The organism is Clostridium sp. OM02-18AC (genome assembly GCF_003481825.1).
Classification (GTDB): Bacteria; Bacillota; Clostridia; order Lachnospirales; family Lachnospiraceae; genus Brotaphodocola.
In genome coordinates, this window is sequence record NZ_QULW01000005.1 from 150,688 (window position 1) to 170,517 (window position 19,830).

At 51.7% G+C, this 19,830-nt stretch carries 15 protein-coding genes; 13 read left to right on the forward strand and 2 right to left on the reverse strand.

The features are described from left to right. Positions 1–108: 108 nt before the first annotated feature. From DXB18_RS05385 to DXB18_RS05440, 12 genes are all read left to right on the forward strand, one after another. Positions 109–4,137 carry a glycosyltransferase gene (locus DXB18_RS05385; protein WP_118706437.1) on the forward strand — a complete coding sequence of 1,343 codons (4,029 nt, stop codon included), beginning with the start codon at positions 109–111 and terminating at the stop codon, positions 4,135–4,137. A 12-nt stretch (positions 4,138–4,149) separates the two neighbouring features. Next, positions 4,150–4,875, forward strand: a complete 726-nt coding sequence (locus tag DXB18_RS05390; RefSeq protein WP_118706439.1) for a nucleotidyltransferase family protein — start codon at positions 4,150–4,152, stop codon at positions 4,873–4,875. After that, positions 4,869–5,939 (forward strand): GHMP kinase, encoded by a 1,071-nt coding sequence (locus tag DXB18_RS05395; RefSeq protein WP_118540270.1) that lies wholly within the window; start codon positions 4,869–4,871, stop codon positions 5,937–5,939. The genes DXB18_RS05390 and DXB18_RS05395 overlap by 7 nt, the downstream gene beginning before the upstream one ends. 87 nt (positions 5,940–6,026) lie before the next feature. After that, positions 6,027–6,608 (forward strand): D-glycero-beta-D-manno-heptose 1,7-bisphosphate 7-phosphatase, encoded by a 582-nt coding sequence (gene gmhB / locus DXB18_RS05400; protein WP_118706441.1) that lies wholly within the window; start codon positions 6,027–6,029, stop codon positions 6,606–6,608. After that, positions 6,574–7,227, forward strand: a complete 654-nt coding sequence (locus tag DXB18_RS05405) for an SIS domain-containing protein (protein ID WP_118706443.1) — start codon at positions 6,574–6,576, stop codon at positions 7,225–7,227. The genes gmhB and DXB18_RS05405 overlap by 35 nt, the downstream gene beginning before the upstream one ends. 133 nt (positions 7,228–7,360) lie before the next feature. Then, entirely contained in the window at positions 7,361–8,149 is a 789-nt protein-coding gene (locus DXB18_RS05410; protein ID WP_118706445.1) for a glycosyltransferase family 2 protein, read from the forward strand. Positions 8,150–8,286: 137 nt separating this feature from the next. After that, entirely contained in the window at positions 8,287–10,164 is a 1,878-nt protein-coding gene (locus DXB18_RS05415) for a hypothetical protein (RefSeq protein WP_118706447.1), read from the forward strand. A gap of 147 nt (positions 10,165–10,311) precedes the next feature. Beyond that, the gene (gene rfbF / locus DXB18_RS05420; protein WP_118540265.1) at positions 10,312–11,088 is read left to right on the forward strand and encodes a glucose-1-phosphate cytidylyltransferase; all 777 of its coding nucleotides are present in this window, start codon (positions 10,312–10,314) and stop codon (positions 11,086–11,088) included. 113 nt (positions 11,089–11,201) lie between these two features. Next, positions 11,202–12,260 (forward strand): CDP-glucose 4,6-dehydratase, encoded by a 1,059-nt coding sequence (gene rfbG, locus DXB18_RS05425; RefSeq protein WP_118706449.1) that lies wholly within the window; start codon positions 11,202–11,204, stop codon positions 12,258–12,260. A 105-nt stretch (positions 12,261–12,365) separates the two neighbouring features. Continuing rightward, the gene (rfbH, locus tag DXB18_RS05430; protein ID WP_118706451.1) at positions 12,366–13,709 is read left to right on the forward strand and encodes a lipopolysaccharide biosynthesis protein RfbH; all 1,344 of its coding nucleotides are present in this window, start codon (positions 12,366–12,368) and stop codon (positions 13,707–13,709) included. A 134-nt stretch (positions 13,710–13,843) separates the two neighbouring features. Continuing rightward, on the forward strand, positions 13,844–14,689 hold the full coding sequence (locus DXB18_RS05435; RefSeq protein ID WP_118540262.1) for a LicD family protein: 846 nt from the start codon (positions 13,844–13,846) through the stop codon (positions 14,687–14,689). Between the two features lie 13 nt (positions 14,690–14,702). Next, positions 14,703–15,650 carry a glycosyltransferase family 2 protein gene (locus DXB18_RS05440; RefSeq protein WP_118706453.1) on the forward strand — a complete coding sequence of 316 codons (948 nt, stop codon included), beginning with the start codon at positions 14,703–14,705 and terminating at the stop codon, positions 15,648–15,650. A gap of 94 nt (positions 15,651–15,744) precedes the next feature. On the opposite strand, the gene DXB18_RS05445 is transcribed toward DXB18_RS05440, so the two are convergent. Continuing rightward, positions 15,745–17,289, reverse strand: coding sequence for a BCCT family transporter (locus tag DXB18_RS05445; protein ID WP_118706455.1), 1,545 nt, complete (start codon positions 17,287–17,289; stop codon positions 15,745–15,747). Between the two features lie 83 nt (positions 17,290–17,372). On the opposite strand from DXB18_RS05445, the gene DXB18_RS05450 reads away from it, so the two are divergent. Further along, on the forward strand, positions 17,373–18,560 hold the full coding sequence (locus tag DXB18_RS05450; protein ID WP_182430482.1) for an MBL fold metallo-hydrolase: 1,188 nt from the start codon (positions 17,373–17,375) through the stop codon (positions 18,558–18,560). An 87-nt stretch (positions 18,561–18,647) separates the two neighbouring features. Here DXB18_RS05450 and DXB18_RS05455 read toward each other — a convergent pair whose 3' ends face one another. Continuing rightward, positions 18,648–19,703: a zinc dependent phospholipase C family protein gene (locus DXB18_RS05455; protein ID WP_347560855.1), complete on the reverse strand. Its 1,056-nt coding sequence runs from the start codon at positions 19,701–19,703 to the stop codon at positions 18,648–18,650. Positions 19,704–19,830 lie beyond the last annotated feature (127 nt).

Here is a 19,830-nt window from a genome sequence, read left to right on the forward strand (position 1 = left end):
TTGCGTGAGCCAAAAAAACAGGCCAGAAATGTGGGAAAACAAGAACGGAATCGCACATTGCAGCTGGCAGAATACAGAACGTGAACATAAGAAAGAGGTTTTTAGAGCATGAGAAAGATTGATGATGAGATACAGGCGCTCCTTTCGGAGCACCGCGGGGATATCCGCTCCATCTTACAGGACAACCACCGGTTGGACCTTCTGTATGCCCTCTCTTCCCAGCGGGAGCTCCTGCTTGAGTGGTATGAGTTTGAGCCGGATGCAGAGGTGCTGCAGGTTGGTGCCGATTATGGTGCGCTGACCGGACTGCTGCGCACCAGCGTGAAGCAGGTCACTGTGCTGGATGAGACGGAGTCTGCGCTGGAGACGGTAAGACAGCGTTATCCGGGTGCAGCAAACATTCATTATTGCAAGGACAGCCTGATGGGCTTTGCAGGGGAAGCCTGCGCCGAGGGGAAAAAGTACGACTATGTGATTTTTGCCGGAACACTGGCAGCACCGTATGAGGAGCATATCCGTGCGGCAAAATCGCTGCTGAAGCCGACCGGTATTCTGATCGTGGCAGCAGCCAATGCGCTTGGCATGAAGTATTTTGCTGGAACTTCCGAGGAGGAGAATGCCCTGACGAAGCGCCAGTTAACGGAGCTTCTCTGCGGTGAAAAAGAGACACAGAGCATGGCAGAGGAAAGCGGTGCCCTGAAGTTTTATTATCCGATGCCGGACTATAAGACTCCGGTGAGCATTTATTCCGACGCGTATCTGCCGAAGAAGGGCGATCTGACCCGGGTAACCCCGGCGTACGATTACCCGCCATATCACATGATGGAGATGGGCGAGAAGTTTGACACGGTCTGCGAGGCAGGGCTGTTCGACTTATATGCAAACGCTTATCTGGTGTTCTGGAGCGCAGATCCAAAGCAGCTTCACAAGGATGATGAGCGGATTTTTATCAAATATAACAAGACAAGAAGAGAAAAATTCCAGATCAAGACCTGTATCTGTGAGCGAAATGCAGCAGGAATGTCGGAAACATCTGGTGCAGCGGCTGGAAACAGCAGTGCAGCAGCATCGGTCAAAAAAGAGCGCTACGTGGAAAAAGCTGCTTTAAGCCTGGATGGCAGCGCCCACATCGCTTCTTTCAAAGAAAAATATGAAAAACTGACGAAGCAGCACCGGACCTTAAAGGTAACGGAGCCAAAGTTTGCCGAGCACCGCAATTCGGTTTATTTCCCGTATCTTGTGGGGCAGACCTGTGCGGAGAAGCTGGGGGAGCAGTTAGAGTGCGGACAGCTTCCGCTGGATGTGCTGCAGATCGTCATGAACCAGATCTACGACATCAGCCCGGAGTGCCGCAGTGCGTTTACCAGAACCGCAGAGTTCGCAGAGGTGTTTGGCGCGGACTTAACGGAGGAGGAGCAGAATCTGCTGCTTTCCGATACCGCCTGCGAGGTTTCCAACATCGATGCCTTGTTTGAGAATATGCTGCTGACGCGGGAGGGCATCTACTGTCTGGACTACGAGTGGGTGTTCTTATTCCCGGTTCCGGAGCATTTTGTGAAATACCGCATTCTGTACTATTTTTATGAGCAGTACAGCAGTGTGTTAAAACAGCTGACCTTAGAGCAGATCCTGGATTCGTTCGGTATCACGCCGGAGATGGCAGAAGTATACCGGAAGATGGAAGTGAACTTCCAGAATTATGTGCACGGTGAGAACCAGCAGCTCTACCTGGGCAATTACATGGTTTATTCCCGTACCGTGCGTGACATCCGCCAGACGGAGAGTGACCTTGCGCGGGCAAGGGAGCGCATTGAGCAGATGAAGATCCACAGCCGTGAGAAGGATGTGACCATCCGCAAGATCACGGAAGTTCAGCGTCTGACTAACAACCATGTAACGAACTTAGAGGCCATCATCCATAACCATGAGCATGAGATCGGGGAGATGGCAAAGACCCTGAATTACTTAAATAAGCATGAGGCGATTCTCTTTAAGATCCGCCGGAAGCTGGGCGATAAGTTTAACCAGAAGTATCCAAAGGGATCGGTAGAGCGAAAGAAGCTTCATTATAAGAAAGAATACATGCTGCATCCGCTTCGCTCCATGAAGCTTTACTCGACACCGGAGGGACGAAACCTGCGTGATGGCGATTTCAACATCGGTGAGATTTACCGGGAACACGGCCGCCTGAAGTTTGAGAAGGTGGAGAATCCGACCGTTTCCATCATCATTCCGGTATACAACCAGATCCACTATACCTACGCGTGCCTGCTTTCTATTTTAGAGCACACGAAGGATGTTTCTTATGAGGTCATCATCGCGGACGATGTGTCCACGGATGCGACCGAGCATCTTTCCGAGTACGCGGAAGGACTGGTCATCTGCAGAAACAGCACAAACCAGGGCTTTTTACGCAACTGCAACAACGCAGCGCGTCATGCCCGCGGTAAGTATGTGATGTTCTTAAACAACGACACCCAGGTGACCGAAAACTGGCTCTCTTCCCTGGTTCAGCTCATCGAGTCTGACCCGACCATCGGTATGGTAGGCTCCAAGCTGGTTTACCCGGATGGACGTCTGCAGGAAGCAGGCGGCATCATCTGGAGCGATGGTTCCGGCTGGAATTATGGCCGTCTGGATAATCCGGATAAGCCGGAGTACAACTACGTCAAGGACGTGGACTACATTTCCGGTGCAGCGATCCTGCTTTCCAACGAGCTGTGGAACCAGATCGGCGGCTTTGATACCCGGTTTGCACCGGCCTACTGCGAGGACTCTGACCTGGCATTTGAGGTGCGCAAGGCAGGTTACCGCGTGGTATACCAGCCGAAGTCCAAGGTCATCCACTTTGAGGGTGTTTCCAACGGTACCGATGTACAGGGCACCGGCTTAAAGCGTTACCAGGTTGCCAACAGCAAGAAGCTGAAAGAAAAATGGGCAGACGAGTTTGCAAAGCAGTGCGAGAACGATGGCAATCCGGATCCGTTCCGTGCCAGAGAGCGCAGCATGGGCAAGCCGATCATTCTGGTGGTGGACCACTATGTGCCGACCTACGATAAGGACGCCGGTTCCAAGACCACGTACCAGTACTTAAAGATGTTCTTAAAGAAGGGCTATGTGGTGAAGTTCCTCGGTGATAACTTCATGAACGAGGAGCCGTATACCAGCGAGCTGGAGCAGATGGGCATCGAGGTGTTATACGGACCGGAGTACCAGGTCAAGATTTGGGACTGGCTGCGTGACCACGGCGATGACATTGCAGTGGCGTACTTGAACCGCCCGCACATCGCATCCAAATACATTGATTATATTTTAGACAATACCGATATCAAGGTGATCTATTACGGACATGACCTGCACTGGCTGCGGGAAAGCCGTGAGTACCAGATCACGAAAGATCCGAAGATCCGCGAAGATGCGGAATACTGGAAATCCATTGAGTTTACGCTGATGAGCAAGGCGGCCGTTTCTTACTACCCGTCTTACATTGAGCGTGATGCGATCCATGAAATCGACCCAACCCTCAACGTGAAGGATATCACCGCGTATGTGTTTGATGAGTTCAAGTCCGACATACAGGAAGACTTTGCGAAGCGCAATGGTCTCTTATTCGTCGGTGGCTTCGCACATCCGCCGAATGCAGATGCAGTGCTCTGGTTTGCAAAGGATATTTACCCGCGCATCCGTCAGAAGATGGAGGCAGCCGGAGTCACTCCGCCAGAGTTTATTGTGGTTGGATCTAAGGTAACCGATGAAATCAAAGCTCTGCAGCAGCCGGGCAATGGCATCATCATCAAGGGCTTTGTATCCGAAGAAGAATTGAGTGAGCTTTATGCGACCTGCCGCGTGGTGGTTGTACCGCTGCGTTACGGTGCAGGCGTGAAGGGCAAGGTGGTCGAGGCAATCTACAACGGTGCCCCGATCGTGACGACATCCATCGGTGCGGAGGGAATCCCGCAGGTGGAGGATGTCCTGTTGGTGGAGGACGAGCCGGAGGCATTTGCCGAGACCGTGACCCGTCTTTACCAGAGTCCGGAGGGCTGCAAGGCACTCTGCGAGAAGACCCAGAGCTACATCCGCACGCATTTCAGCATGGATGCAGCATGGAAGGTTATCGAGGATGATTTTAAGAGATAGGAGAATATAGAAATGCAGACAATTTTACTGGCCGGCGGTCTGGGTACCAGGCTTCGGAGTGTGGTGAGTGACCGCCCGAAGCCGATGGCACTGATCGGCGAGAAGCCTTTTATGGAGTATGTGGTGCATGAACTTTCAAAGCACGGCATCACGGATATTATCTTTGCCGTGGGTTATAAGGGTTCCATGGTGGAGGAGTATTTCGGGGACGGGAGCGGGTTTTTAGCTCCGGATGGAACACCCATCACCGTTCACTATGCTTATGAGGAAGAACTTCTCGGAACAGCCGGGGCCATTAAAAATGCCGGCAGATTTGTGACCGAGGACAGCTTTTTCGTCCTGAATGCGGATACCTTTTACCAGATCGACTACAGCCGTCTGGTATCCATGCAGCAGGAGGCGGATCTTGACATGGCACTGGTGCTTCGCGAGGTGCCGGACATTTCCCGTTACGGGGCAGCCATTCTGGAAGATGGACGGCTCACCGGCTTTAATGAGAAGAGTCCGGAGGCAAAGCCGGGCACCATCAATGGCGGTGTGTACCTGATGAAGCGTGCGCTGCTGGACGAGATTCCGGCGGGAAAGGTTTCCCTGGAAAACGAGATGATCCCGAAATGGCTGAAGGAGGGCCGGCGCTTAGGCGGCTTTGTCAATGACGGTTACTTTATCGACATTGGCATTCCGGAGGCATATTATCAGTTTATGGAAGATGTAAAGAAAGGAGTTGTGGTATGGTAATCAGAGGACGTGCACCGCTCCGTGTCAGCTTCGGCGGCGGCGGTACAGACGTGGCACCTTTCTGTGTAGAGCAGGGCGGAGCCATTATCGGCAGCACCATCAACAAATATGCGTACTGTTCCATCGTTCCGAGAGAGGATGACCAGATTATCGTCCACTCTCTGGACTTTGATATGACCGTCAAATACAATGCGAAGGAGAACTTCGTTTACGATGGACGGCTGGATCTGGTAACCGCTGCCTTAAAGGCCATGGATATCAACCAGGGCTGCGAGGTTTACTTACAGTGTGATGCTCCGGCCGGTTCCGGTCTTGGAACTTCTTCTACCGTTATGGTTTCCTTACTTACGGCCATGGCACGCTGGAAGGGCATTGAGATGGATGCGTACCGCCTGGCAGATCTGGCTTACCAGGTCGAGCGTGAGGATTTAAAGATTGACGGCGGCTATCAGGACCAGTATGCGGCAACCTTCGGCGGCATCAACTTTATTGAGTTCCACGGTCGCAACAACGTGGTGGTAAACCCGCTGCGCATCAAGAAAGATATTCTGCACGAGCTGCAGTACAACTTGCTTTTATGTTATACCGGCAACATCCATGTGTCGGCGAACATCATCAAGGATCAGGTGAAAAACTACGAAAAGAAAGATGCCTTCGATGCCATGTGCGAGGTGAAAGCCCTTGCCTACGCGATGAAGGATGAGCTTCTGCGCGGCAATCTGCACAGCTTTGGTAAGCTTTTGGATTATGGCTGGCAGAGCAAAAAGCGCATGAGCAGCAAGATCACCAACCCGCAGATCGACGAGCTTTACGATGAGGCCATTAAGGCCGGTGCGCTGGGCGGAAAGCTTCTTGGCGCCGGTGGCGGCGGTTACCTTCTGATGTACTGCCCGTACAATGTCAAGCACAAGGTGGCAGACCGCATGGAGCAGATGGGTGGTCAGCTGGCAGACTGGAACTTTGAGCTGCGCGGCGCCCAGTCCTGGATCGCGGATGAAAACCGCTGGGACTACAACGAGGTGAAGGTGCATCTGCCAAACGGAGACTACGAATTCAAATTGTAGTATTTTGGAAAATTGGAAAGAATTTAACGAGATCCGGACGGGAAAAGTTTTGTCTGTCCGGGAAGCACGTAGAAATAGGAACATAGCATGGAAAAAGTAATATTTCTGGACCGGGACGGTACGCTGAATGAAGAAGTCAACTACCTGCACCGCAAAGAAGATCTGGTGCTTCTGCCCGGAGTGCCGGAGGCTTTAAAGGCATTTAAAGAGCAGGGCTATAAGCTGGTAGTGATCACCAACCAGGCCGGTGTGGCCCGCGGCTACTATACCGAGGACGATGTAAAAGAACTACACCGTTACATGAACGAGCTGCTGGAAAAAGCGGGAGCGGGCATTGACGCATTTTATTACTGCCCGCATCACCCGGAGCATGGCATCGGAAAGTACAAGATCCAGTGCCATTGCAGAAAGCCGGAGACCGGCATGTTTGAGATGGCAGAGCAGGATTTTACTGTGGATAAAAGCAAGTCCTGGATGATCGGTGATAAGCTGATCGATATCGAAGCCGGACGCAATTACGGAGTCCGCACTGTGCTGGTGGGAACCGGGTATGGTGCCGGGGTTCATGAGGAGCAGAAAAAACAGGGAGATTTCCCCTACGATCTGTACGCAGAAGATTTGTTGGAGGCATACGATGAAATTAACAGAGAAACAGCAGGAAATCTTTGAGGAACTGTTTGTGCGTTACCCGGTCTTAAATAAGAACCGGGATGATATTTTGAAGGCTTATGAGATGTTAAAAGCCTGCTATGAAAACGGCGGAAAGCTTCTGGTTGCCGGAAACGGCGGAAGCTGCGCGGATGCGGAGCACATCGTTGGCGAGCTGATGAAGGGCTTTAAAAAGCGTCGCCCGTTAAGCGAAGAATTGCAGAAACGCCTGGCAGAGGAGCATGCCGGTCACGGGGCAGAGCTCGCACGCAGTCTGCAGGGCAGTTTACGGGCTATTGCCTTAGATGGACACCCGGGACTTTCCACGGCATTTGCCAATGATGTAGATGCGGATATGATCTTCGCCCAGCAGGTCTGTGGATATGGGGACAAAGGCGATGTATTCCTGGGGATATCTACCTCCGGAAATTCCAAAAATGTGGATTATGCCGTGACCGTTGCGAAGGCGAAAGGCTTAAGCGTCATCGGTCTGACCGGAAAAGACGGCGGTCTTTTAGGAAAACGTGCCGATGTGGCGATCATTGTGCCGGAGCCTGAGACATTTAAGATTCAGGAACTGCATCTTCCGATTTATCATGCACTGTGTCTGATGCTGGAAGAGGCATTTTTTGAAGAGTAAGTATACGAGAAATCCCATAGATAATAAAGAAAAAACCGGTACGAAAGAAGAATGCTTTCGGAAAGGCTGGAAAGAAAACAAATAACAAAACAAAAAAGAGAAACAAAGTAAAAACAGGAAGGAGGCCGTTAGGATGCCCGATCATACCTTTGCAATCTGCGCTTATAAGGATTCTCCGTATCTGGATGCCTGCATTCATTCCCTGAAGCGGCAGTCGGTAAAGTCAAAGATCATTCTCTGCACTTCCACACCGAGTCCGTTTCTGGAGGCGATGTCGAAGATCCACGATATCCCGCTCTATGTGCGGGAGGGAAAGAGCGATATCCAGGATGACTGGAATTTCGCATACGAGAAGGCGGATACCCGTCTGGTGACGATCGCACATCAGGATGACTGCTATCACCGGGATTACGCAGCGGAAGTAAAACGATGCTGGGCACGCTATCCGGATACGACTGTGTTTACCACGGATTGCGCGATCTTAAAAGGGGAGACCTTAATGCGCCCGGGCATGATCCAATTTATCAAAATGCTTCTGCGCCTGCCGCTGCGTCTGCACGTTCTGGCAGACCGGACCTGGGTGAAGAAAGCGGCGCTGATGTTTGGAAACCCCATCATCTGTCCTTCCTGTACTTATAATAAAGAAGCGCTTGGCGCACCGCTGTTTGATTCTCCTTATAAATTTGCGCTGGACTGGGATACCATGTGGAAGCTGGCAGAGCGCCCGGGACGTTTCGTGTGCGTGGAGCGCCCGCTGATCCGCTACCGGATCCACGATGGGGCAACGACAAAGGCCTGCATCGAAAATCACCAGCGTGCGGCAGATGAAACGGCCATGTACGCAAAAATCTGGCCGAAGTCGGTGGTAAAGCTGCTCATGCATTTTTACCGCAAGGCATATTCTGCGTACGAAGAGGGATAGCAGCGGGAATATTCGCTGATGCTCACAGGCGGGAATTTGCAAAACGGAAAGTTCTGCCGCAGGCAGCAGCGTAACGAAATTTGCATTGTATATCGAGAAGGCGCAAAGAAAGCGCCTGCTGATTGGAGTATATAATTATGGAAAAGATGAAATTTAGCGGAAAGCAGAAGGCGGAGGCCATGCAGGACCAGTGGACCAAACGGGCAGACGTTTTGAAAAGCGAAGCCCTGATCCTGATCCTGCTGACGGCCTTTGCCTTTGTAGTAAACCGCCATATGGAGATCAAGGGCCTTTACATGGATGATCTCTACCAGTGGTTCTGCTTTAACGATAACCCGTTTATCGCGGCGGTGTTTACCAGCGGCGGAACCCGTTTCCGTGCCCTGTATAATCTGGTGGCATGGACGGAAATGAAATTATTCGGCACTCATATCAACTGGTATGTGCCTTTTAATATTGTGCTGAACTCTTGCCTTGCCTACAATCTTTACCGCATGGCAAAACGGTTCAGCCATTCTGCGTATGTGGGAATTCTCTGTGCGGTCATGTTTTTGATGTCCCGCATGTCCTACTATCAGATCGGTCAGGCACTGGGACTCATGGAAACCATGGCGATGTGGATGGCGCTTGGGATTTTGTATTTCCTGCTGGAGTATTTAGGCAGTGAGGATGAGGCAGAAGGAAGCCGGAAATTTTATCTGGCTGCAGTTTTGTATTTTTGTGTCTGCCTGGTCCATGAGCGCTATATGGTGCTGCTTCCGCTGTTTTACTTTTCCCTGGTATTTAAGCTTTCGAAGAACTGGAAGCTCTGGGCTGCGCCGACAGCCGGTTTTGCCCTGATCCAGCTTCTGCGTTTTATTTTTATCGGAACCATTTCCCCTCCAGGAACCGGCGGAACGGATGTGGTGGATACCATGTCGATCAGTTCAGTTCTGCATTTTGTGCTGAGCCAGATCGCTTATATCTTTGGAATCAACGCAGGTCCGGAGCATTTAAACGGGCAGAACTTCCGGGAAGCTCCGCTGTGGGTAACGATTCTCATTGCCCTGGCAGACCTGATGATCGCATTTCTGGTTCTGGCGTTTGTGATCCGTGTCCTGCACAAGGGTAAGAAAATCGTGCCGTACCTGCAGAAAGCATTTTTGTTTGTGGCATTTATCGGTGCCTGCATCGTCTGCTCCAGTGTGACGATCCGTGTGGAGATGCGTTGGGTGTATGTTTCCCTGGCGGCAGCGCTGTTATTCCTTTCCTGGATGTACGGCACGCTGACGGAGCAGATGGCAAAGCGGGGCCGCTGGGTTCAGGCGCTTCCGTACTTAAGCCTGTTTACCTTGTATGTGCTGTTCATGCTTCCGGTGGAGCATTATTACCGGGGACTTTTCCCGAACCTGTATTACTGGGCTGACCAGGAACGCTACAATGCGCTGGCAGAGGAAACCTACGGGCAGTACGGTGTTGGCATTTTCGGAAAAACAATCTATATTGTAGGCGATAAATTCGAGATGGATAATTTTACCCAGGCAGAGTTCTTCCGGGTGTTTGACCGGTTAAACCGCGAGGACTGCGTGAAGGTTGTCCACATCAAGGATCTGAGAGATATCGGACTCATTACCGATGACATGCTGGTGATCCAGGAGGACCCGGAAAACAACCGCTTCCAGGATATCACGCATGCAGCTTCATTATTTAAATGCCGTCCGATCTACGGATTTTACGACGACGGCTGGCTGGATGAGCGCGCATCGGTTCAGGTGATGGCAGGAAGCACCGGAGAGATTCATTTGAATTTCAACTATCCGCGTGACCTGACTAAGGACCAGTGGCTGACCGTGTATGTGAACGGCGAGCCAAAGGAATACATCAACTTTACGGAGCAGAATGAGGAATGCACGATCCAGGTAGATCCGTATGAGCCGGTGACACTGCGGTTCGAGAGCAACTTCTTTGTGCCGAATGCACTGGAGAAGCGTGGTGTGACCCGTCTGGCAGTGTTACTGAAAATGACAGCGGACTAAGATAAACATAGCTGTTGTGCGCAGCATGTGCAGGAGATGGAGACGGAATGAGACTGCGCACAGGACGTCGACAGAAAATGAGTACGACCGACAAAACCGTCAGTTTGAGACTGAAATGGTCGGAGAGGAAAAAACGGAGGAAAGAAGATGAAGGTTGTAATTCTGGCTGGTGGTCTGGGAACCCGGATCAGCGAGGAAAGTCATTTAAAGCCGAAGCCGATGATCGAGATCGGCGGACGGCCGATCTTATGGCATATTATGAAATACTATTCTGAGTTTGGATTTCACGATTTTGTGATCTGCCTGGGATATAAGCAGTATGTGGTCAAGGAGTTCTTTGCAGATTATTTCCTGCATACCTCCGACGTGACCTTCGACCTTGCGAACAACAAGATGGAGGTCCACAACAATTATGCAGAGCCGTGGAAGGTAACCCTGGTTGATACCGGGTTAAATACCATGACCGGCGGCCGTGTAAAGCGCATTCAGCCGTATATCGGGGATGAGCCGTTTATGCTGACCTACGGTGACGGTGTCTGCAACGTAGATTTAAAGGGACTGGTGGAGTTCCACAAATCCCATGGAAAGACCGCGACCATTACAACGGTCAGCATCGACCAGCAGAAAGGTGTGCTGGATATCGGACCGGATAACGAGATCCGTTCCTTCCGCGAGAAGGCAGCTTCGGACGGAGCCATCATCAATGGCGGCTTTATGGTGCTGAATCCGGAAGTCTTTTCCTATTTAAAGGATGACACCACGGTGTTTGAGCAGGAGCCGATGAGCCGCCTGGCAGCTGAGGGACAGCTGATGTCCTTCTACCATGACGGCTTCTGGCAGTGCATGGATACCCAGCGGGAAATGCAGCTTTTAGAGAAGCTGTGGCAGTCTGGTAAGGCACCGTGGAAGATCTGGAAGGAATAAATGTGCGGCGCAAAGCACGATGGAAAATCTGGAAGGAATAGAAAACGTGCAGGGTGCTGCAAAAACAAAATGGGCTGGCTGCGGATATGCAGAGGCCATTGGGAGAGAATGATATGAATTACGATCTGAATGCATGCAGGGAATTTTATCAGGGAAAGAAGGTCCTGGTAACCGGACACACTGGTTTTAAAGGCTCCTGGCTGTGCCGGATCCTGACTCTTGCGGGAGCACAGGTGACAGGCTATGCGGCCGAGGCACCGACTGACCCGGCTTTATTTTCCATCGCCGGGCTGGAGACAACCATGGACAGTGTGATCGGGGACATCCGGGACTTGAAGCATTTGAAGGAAGTGTTTGACCGGGTACAGCCACAAATTGTGCTGCATCTGGCGGCACAGCCGATCGTGCGCGATTCCTACAAGGATCCGGTTTATACCTATGAGACTAATGTCATGGGAACGGTGAACGTGCTGGAGTGCGTGCGCCAGACTCCATCGGTGAAGTCCTTTTTAAATGTCACCACGGATAAGGTTTATGAGAACCGGGAGTGGGAGTACGGGTACCGGGAGTGCGATCCGTTAGATGGCTACGATCCTTACTCCAACAGCAAATCCTGCTCGGAACTGGTAACACACAGCTACCAGAAATCCTTCTTTGCGGATGGACACTGCGCGATTTCTACCGCACGTGCGGGTAATGTCATCGGCGGCGGCGACTTTGCGAACGACCGGATCATCCCGGACTGCGTGCGTGCCATGGCAGCAAAAAAAGAGATCGTGGTGCGAAACCCGTATTCTACCAGACCATTCCAGCATGTATTGGAGCCGCTGTTTGCGTATCTGGAAATTGCCCAGAGACAGTATGAGGACCGGACTTACCAGGGATATTATAATGTAGGACCGGATGAGTGCGACTGCGTGACGACCGGTGAGCTGGTAACCTTGTTCTGCAAACTCTGGGGTGAGGGTGCATCCTGGGTCAACAAGCATGACGGAGGTCCTCATGAGGCAAACTTCTTAAAGCTTGATTGTTCCAGGATTAAGAAAACCTTTGGCTGGAAGCCGCACTGGCATATTGAGGATGCGATCGAGAAGACCATTGTCTGGTCGAAGGCGTATCTGGCCGGGGAGGACATGAAGCAGGTGATGGATGCGCAGATCCAGGAATATTGAAACCGGTAAGGACTAGGGCAGAGATTGGCAAGGATTTGCCAGTTTCCATGGGTGATGAGCAAAATGATTTTGCCCGTTGATTGAAACAAAATAGGAGATGAATATATGGAAAAAACACAGGAGCAGGCACGCCAGGAAATACTTGACCTGGTAGCGGATTACTGCAGAACCTATCATATTAATAATAAGAAGAAATACGAACCGGGAGACCGCATTCCGTATGCATCCCGCGTTTACGATGAAGCAGAGATGGTAAATCTGGTGGACAGCGCACTGGAATTCTGGCTGACCTCCGGACGCTACACCGATGAGTTTGAGGCAAAGCTGGCAGAGTATCTGGGTGTGCGCTACTGTGCACTGGTAAACTCTGGTTCCTCCGCAAACTTAACAGCGTTTATGACGCTGACCTCCCCGCTCTTAAAGGAGCGCCAGGTGCGCCCGGGCGATGAGATCATCACCGTGGCAGCCGGTTTCCCGACGACCGTGACTCCGGCCATCCAGTATGGCGCAGTTCCGGTATTCGTGGATGTGACCATTCCGCAGTACAATATCGACGTGACTCAGTTAGAGGCTGCTTATTCTGAGAAGACCAAGGCGGTGATGATCGCCCATACCCTGGGAAATCCGTTCGACTTAAAGGCAGTGAAGGCGTTCTGTGACCGCCATAACCTGTGGCTCATCGAGGACAACTGTGATGCACTGGGAAGCCGCTATACACTGGACGGCGTGGAGAAGTTTACCGGAACCGTGGGTGATATCGGAACCTCCAGCTTCTATCCGCCGCACCATATGACCATGGGCGAGGGCGGTGCTGTCTATACCGATAACCCGCTGCTCAATAAGATCATCCGCTCCTTCCGTGACTGGGGACGTGACTGTGTCTGCCCGTCCGGCAAGGACAACCTGTGCGGACACCGCTTCGACCGCCAGTACGGCGAGCTGCCGCTGGGCTATGACCACAAGTATGTTTACTCTCATTTCGGATATAACTTAAAGGCAACCGACCTGCAGGCATCCATCGGATGTGCACAGCTGGATAAATTCCCGGGTTTTGTAGAGCGCAGACGCCATAACTTCGACCGCTTAAAGGCAGCTCTGGCCGATACGACAGACAAGCTGATCCTGCCAGAGCCGTGTGAAAACTCCAGACCGAGCTGGTTTGGATTCCTCATCACCTGCAAGGAAGGCGTGGACCGCAACGCAGTGGTCCAGTACGTGGAGAAGAAAGGTGTCCAGACCCGTATGCTGTTTGCCGGAAACTTAACCAAGCATCCGTGCTTCGACCAGATGCGTGCAGAAAACCGCGGCTACCGTGTTGTGGGTGATTTAAAGAACACCGACCGCATCATGCAGGATACGTTCTGGGTGGGTGTGTACCCGGGCATGAGCGATGAGATGATCGATTACATGGCTAAGACGATCCGTGAGGCAATCAACCAGGAAAGATAAGTCCGTTCGTTGGAGAAAAACATTTCAGCAAAATCCGTTGCTGTTTGCGCAGTGTATGAACAGCAACACAGAGTCTCAGGCTGCCGGGCAGATTCGCTGCGAAGAAAATCCGACAGCCGGAAAAGAGGGCGAATATGCAGTACGATTTAACGAAGGTCCATGAGATCAACTTGAAAATTTTAAAAGAGATCGACCGGATCTGCAGAAAATATAAGATCAAATATATGCTGGACGGCGGCACGCTTTTAGGAGCGGTCCGCCACAAAGGCTTCATCCCGTGGGATGATGATGCGGATATTGCATTTACCCGCAGCAACTATGAGGCATTTTTAAAGGTAGTAAAACGGGAACTCCCGGATACCATGGAGCTTCTGATGCCGGAGGATTTCCAGGGAGGCAAAGCGTTCTTTGACTTTACAGCCCGCGTCATTTATAAAAACAGCCGCCGTCATGAGAATACGCCGGAGGTGCAGTATTACGAGGGCAAGTTAAACCACCTCTGGGTAGATCTGTTCATCATCGATGAGCTCCCGGAGAACAAGGCAGCAGCAGGGTTTACCCGTCTGCTTCACAAGAGCATTTACCTGCTGGCAATGGGACACCGTTATCATCTGGATTTTTCCAAGTACAGTCTGTTCCACAAGCTGGCGGTGGGTGGAGGATCTGCAGTTGGAAAGCTGATTCCGATGAATCTGATCTTTAAGCTCCAGCATGCAGCAGCCTTAAAAGATAAACATGGGCGCAGCAGTCTGCGCTACTACAGCAACTATCAGCCGGATTATCTGTATGTGACGATCCAGAAGGAATGGTGTGAAGAAATTACGGATGTGGAATTTGCAGGCACCACACTGATGGCATCGAAGCATGCGCATGAGGTTCTGACCTGGGTATACGGCGACTACATGAAGCTGCCGCCTGAGGCAGAGCGCGTACCAGCCCATTCCACCGTAGACATCAAAGTATTTGACGAAGAAGCATAGACGAGGAAGCATGATGGAAAAGAAATTATCGGTAGTGGTTTCGGTCTACAACGAAGAACAGGCCCTGCCGCTGTTTTACGAGACAACGAAGCTGATCCTGGAGATTTTGCCATGGGACTATGAGCTGCTCTTTGTTAATGACGGAAGCCGCGATGACAGCCTTTCCATACTAAGGGAGTTTGCAGCCCACGATGAGAAGGTGAAGGTTGTTTCCTTCTCACGGAACTTCGGGCATGAGGCAGCCATGATCGCCGGAATCGATTACGCAAAGGGCGACGGGATCGTCTGCATGGATGCAGATCTGCAGCACCCGCCGGAATGTCTGCCGGAGATTGTGCGCAAGTTTGAGGAAGGCTGCGGCGTCATCAGCATGGTGCGCACAAAAAACAAATCAGCGGGGCTCATCAAGAACATCACATCGGCTGGCTTTTACTGGGTCATCAACACCCTTTCCGACGTGAAATTTGAGCCGAACGCATCGGACTTTTTTGCAGTATCGAAGGAAGCGGCAGATGTGCTCCGGAAGAATTACCGTGAGAAGGTGCGCTTCCTGCGGGGATACGTCCAGAGCATCGGCTTTCAGAAGGCAACCATCACCTACGAGGCGCACGACCGGGTGGCAGGAGAGAGCAAGTACAGCTTGCGAAAGCTGCTGGCGTTCTCCATGAACACGATCATGTGCTTTTCCAACCTGCCGTTAAAACTCGGTATCTATGCCGGAGCATTTGCGGCACTTCTGGGTGTGGTGGTGATGGTGTACACCTTGTTTACCCGCCAGGGAGCGCCGAGCGGCTATGCCACGATCGTGATCTTAAATTGCTTTATGTTTGCGATCCTGTTTCTGATCGTTGGCATTATCGGAGAGTACATCGCGATTTTGTTCAGCGAACTGAAAGACCGGCCGATCTACATCGTGGAGGAAACGCAGAACATTGTTGCGTGTAGCAAAGAAAATAAATAACTGTTCAGTAGGTCTGCGCATTCACTGCGCTGACCGTACGAAAACATGGGCTAGAAAGCAAAAATCCCATTGCCGCAGGCAATTTTTCATGGATTTATTTTTGCTCTTTTAAGTACGCATCCGCATCCTTGAAGAATGACGTGATGATCAGCAGCATGATGATGCCGACCGGGAAGGCCGCGATGATGGATACAGTCTGCAGGTTGGACATGGAGTTCTCGGAAAAGATCAGGGCCAGCGGCAGCAGAATCAGGAAGATCGCCCAGAACAGCTTCACGTTCCGGTGCGGCTCCTCATCACTCTTTAACTCCTTATACGTGTAGGTGGAAGCCACCATGGTGATGGAGTCAAAGGATGTGGAATAGAAGGTGATCATGCACAGGACTAACAGGACGAGCACGGCTTTGGAGAGCGGCAGCTGTCCCAAAATATCCAGGATCGCCTGATAGAGGTTTCCGTCTGCGGCATAGGAGGAGAGCACATCCAGCTTTCCGTGCATCTGCAGGCCGAGTCCGTAGTTTCCCATAATAATAAAGGAAGTAAAGGTTCCGGAAAGACCGAATACATAGCCGCCCAGGATAACCTGGCGCAGCGTGCGGCCCTTGCTGATGGAACCGATGAAGAACGGAACAGCCACGCACCATACCATCCAGTAGGCCCAGTAGAAAATGGTCCAGGTCTGCGGGAAGGAGGAGGTCCTGAGGGAATCCGTCCAGGTGGAAAGACCGATGAAGTTCTGGGTCATATTTCCCAAAGCGGTGATGCCTTCTTCAATGATGAAGCGGGTCTGGCCGCCAAAAAAGAATACATAAGCCAGGAGACCGAAGAACAGCCAGGTACAGGTTGCTGCGGAGAGCTGGACACCCTTCATGCCGAAGTAGACGCTGAAAGTATAGATCGCGCATACGACAACCAGAATGACCAGGGTCAGACCGGTGCTCTGCGGAATGCCGGTCACATTGCTGATGGCACCTGCCAGAAGCGGTGTCGCCAGGGAGAAGGTTGTGGCGGTTCCGGCGAGGAGTGCGAAGACTGCGATCAGGTCGATGAGCTTTCCAGCCCAGCCATCCACACGGTTTCCCAGAACCGGACGGCAGGCTTCGGAGTATTTCTGGCGGGAGCGTTTGCGGACATGGAGCATGAAGCCGAATGCCGCGGACAGCACCAGATAGAAGCCCCACGGGATCGGTCCCCAGTGGAACAGCGGGTAAGTGGCAGCCCACTCATGTACCGTTCCCATTTCCGCTGTATGAGGATCTGATGCATATAAGATCCATTCGCAGCAGGAGTAGAATAGGATGTCAGCCGCCAGTCCGGCGGTGAAGATCATGGAACCCCACTGGAACCCGGAGTACAACGGGCGCTCTGCATCGCCTAAGCGGATCTGGCCGAACCGGGAAAAGGCAATGTAGAGGGAGCAGACGAAAACGCCCAGTCCGATGATGAGGTAATAGCTGCCCATCTCATCGCCCAGGAAATTGCGGACTGCGCCGATGGCAGCGGTGGACTGCTCCGGGCTTACGACAAACCAGGCGCAGAGCGCCAGGATGCAGAAAAAGGGAACCAGTGTGGTAAACCAGTCAATCTGTCCGAGCAGTGATTTTTTCTCGGAAAGGGAGTGGTCAGTTTGATGTTTCATAGCGGCCTCCTGTTCAAAAAAACTTAAAATTGAATTATATTGAACATCATAGCACAGCAATGCGGAAAAAGCAAGGGGATTATATGAGAAGATTTGGCAGAAGACACAGATTTAGAAGAAGCGGAAGCAGAAAGATCGGCTGGCAGATGGAGATGCCCATCGACCGTGCCGCATCGAGACGATACCGCAGCTACCGGCAGCACAGGAACGTGTGGAGTCTGATCCTTGGAATCGTTCTGGTACTGGTGCTGGTTTTTGGCATTGTGTTTGCAGTACGCGGTGCAGTGCGGGCAAAACAGGGAAAAGCGACGGAATCTGCCCACAAGACGGAGCAGACCGGAAACAGCGGAACTTACGAAAACGTAGAGCTGGTGACTGAAGGGGAAAAGCGAAAAGAGCTGGAGGCGCAGGGAAAAAGCGAGCAGGAAATCGATGCGCTGACCGAACCGATCCTTGGAGGAGCCGAGCTTACCATGTTAGCCGGACAGACCAAGGCCCAGATGATGTCCTTTCTTCTGGAAACAAAAGAGGGAAGCCTGATCGTGGTAGACGGCGGATGGTGGGATGATGCAGATCATCTGACCGAAGAGATCCAAAAGCGCGGCGGTCATGTCAGCGCCTGGTTTCTGACTCACGCCCACACCGATCATGTGGGAGCCCTGTTAAACATCCTGCAGAGCGAGGCAGAGGGAAAGGACAGCGGCATCACCATCGACCATATCTACTATGATTTTGCATCCCTGGACTGGTACAAGACCCATGAACTGGGGGATCTTGGCACCGCAGATGCGATCCTCAAGGCACTGGCGGCCCTTCCAAAGGGAGAGGCATGCCCGGTGAAAAAGGACGATGAGATCCTGGTGGACGATGTCTGCATTACCGTGTTAAATGACCGCTACGAGCCGGATGATGACCACATCGGCGAGCGGGACGGAAACGATGCCAGCATGGTTTACCGGATGTTAGTCAATGGCGTGACGATTCTGTTTACCGGCGATCTGCAGGTAGATGGCGGAAACCATGTGCTGGAAACCGTTGCAAAGGAAGATTTAAAAGCCGACATTGTTCAGATGGCGCACCACGGACAGCATGCTGTGACAAAGGAGTTTTATGAGGCAGTCAGCCCAAAGATCTGTATGTGGCCGACACCGCAGTGGCTGTGGGACAATGAAGGAGATCGGTATACAACGCCGGAGACCAAGGCGTGGATGAAAGAACTGAATATAGAAAAGCATTACTGTATGAAAGATGGAGACCAGGTGATCCGGTAGGGATCGCTGGTCTCCATCTTTTCTTTTGTTTGTACTGCATATTGCGGATGAGCCAGGCACGGCCGTTAATTCCTTCATCCGATATGCTTAATCCGGCACATGCAGTCCGCTGTGATACGAATAACTCCCAAGCTCATTTAACAACCGGTCCATGCTTTCTCTTGTGGATGGCAGTTCACCAGTCAGATAGGAGTTGATGATGGCATAAACGTCATTGCTTTTATGCAGGCACTGGCGGAACAGATCCGGGAAGGATGCGCGGGAGGCAAGCCTGCGGTCCCAGGGGTTGCACCAGATGTCGTGGTCGATGTTCAGGACTTCACGTGGGTTATTGATCTCGTCGGTGACCAGCTTCTGGGATGCCACCGGATTTTTCAGGACCAGCTTCTCCACGAAGGCAATTTTATTGCGTTTGGATCCCTTTGGGTCTGCCAGGGTCCGGCAGCCGAAGCGCAGAGCCAGAATGGAACGGTGGATCATGGCAGGGGTTACCTGGAAGTTGTTGCTGTAGGTGATGGGATAGTACGTCTCATTGATACAGTCGGCAAGGAAACGGGAGATAAACTGGGTTTCCATGCCGTTTAAGCAGATGGTTGCTGCCTGGTTGAACTGGGATGGTTTTTTGTGCTTGTATTTCCACAGGAGTATGGCATCAATGTCATTCTCCAGGGAAGCGTGGCGGCCATGGGCCTGGCTGTTTGGAGACTTGGCATCGTAGCCGATGCGTCCATATACATAAGGATGGCAGATGGAATCCCCGATGTAGTGATTTAAATAGCCACAGAAGTAGGCCAGTCCTTCTTCTCTCTGCTGACGGGATTTCACTTCGCTTAAATGCTGCAGATAGCAGACAAAGAAGTCCTGGATGTGATGTTCATGCATGTAGGAGCCAACGTTGCGGTAGTCCCGGTGGCGCAGAACGGGAATGTTGTAGAAAAACATATCCGGCCCCTGCAGGCCTAGCTGGTAGAGCCAGCGGTATTTGGCAATGATATATTTTAACTGATTGTTGGGAAGGTCATTGTAGGCCTTCATTCCTAAGATATAGTGTGTAGTAAATCCGGGCATAAAGCCACCTCGTTTTCTGCGGAGTGCTTCCGATAAGAGCAGACGCAAGTATTTTAAGCCTGTCGGAACAGGCATTTTCTATAGATAGATTATATCATATGAAGCATAAAAAAACGAGAGTGGCAAGATTGTGTTTTTCAGCCCCTAAAATGAAAATTTAAATTCCACTTCTCCAAAGGGCGGTGGAGTTTACTCTTGCACA

Excerpts from the sequence above, each read along its gene's own strand:
- gmhB (WP_118706441.1), top strand. The coding sequence starts at position 6,027 with ATGGAAAAAGTAATATTTCTGGACCGGGACGGTACGCTGAATGAAGAA.
- rfbF (WP_118540265.1), top strand. The coding sequence starts at position 10,312 with ATGAAGGTTGTAATTCTGGCTGGTGGTCTGGGAACCCGGATCAGCGAG.
- DXB18_RS05450 (WP_182430482.1), top strand. The coding sequence starts at position 17,373 with ATGAGAAGATTTGGCAGAAGACACAGATTTAGAAGAAGCGGAAGCAGA.
- DXB18_RS05390 (WP_118706439.1), top strand. The coding sequence starts at position 4,150 with ATGCAGACAATTTTACTGGCCGGCGGTCTGGGTACCAGGCTTCGGAGT.
- DXB18_RS05415 (WP_118706447.1), top strand. The coding sequence starts at position 8,287 with ATGGAAAAGATGAAATTTAGCGGAAAGCAGAAGGCGGAGGCCATGCAG.
- DXB18_RS05435 (WP_118540262.1), top strand. The coding sequence starts at position 13,844 with ATGCAGTACGATTTAACGAAGGTCCATGAGATCAACTTGAAAATTTTA.
- DXB18_RS05410 (WP_118706445.1), top strand. The coding sequence starts at position 7,361 with ATGCCCGATCATACCTTTGCAATCTGCGCTTATAAGGATTCTCCGTAT.
- rfbG (WP_118706449.1), top strand. The coding sequence starts at position 11,202 with ATGAATTACGATCTGAATGCATGCAGGGAATTTTATCAGGGAAAGAAG.
- DXB18_RS05395 (WP_118540270.1), top strand. The coding sequence starts at position 4,869 with ATGGTAATCAGAGGACGTGCACCGCTCCGTGTCAGCTTCGGCGGCGGC.
- DXB18_RS05440 (WP_118706453.1), top strand. The coding sequence starts at position 14,703 with ATGGAAAAGAAATTATCGGTAGTGGTTTCGGTCTACAACGAAGAACAG.
- DXB18_RS05455 (WP_347560855.1), bottom strand. The coding sequence starts at position 19,703 with ATGCCTGTTCCGACAGGCTTAAAATACTTGCGTCTGCTCTTATCGGAA.
- DXB18_RS05445 (WP_118706455.1), bottom strand. The coding sequence starts at position 17,289 with ATGAAACATCAAACTGACCACTCCCTTTCCGAGAAAAAATCACTGCTC.
- DXB18_RS05405 (WP_118706443.1), top strand. The coding sequence starts at position 6,574 with ATGAAATTAACAGAGAAACAGCAGGAAATCTTTGAGGAACTGTTTGTG.
- DXB18_RS05385 (WP_118706437.1), top strand. The coding sequence starts at position 109 with ATGAGAAAGATTGATGATGAGATACAGGCGCTCCTTTCGGAGCACCGC.
- rfbH (WP_118706451.1), top strand. The coding sequence starts at position 12,366 with ATGGAAAAAACACAGGAGCAGGCACGCCAGGAAATACTTGACCTGGTA.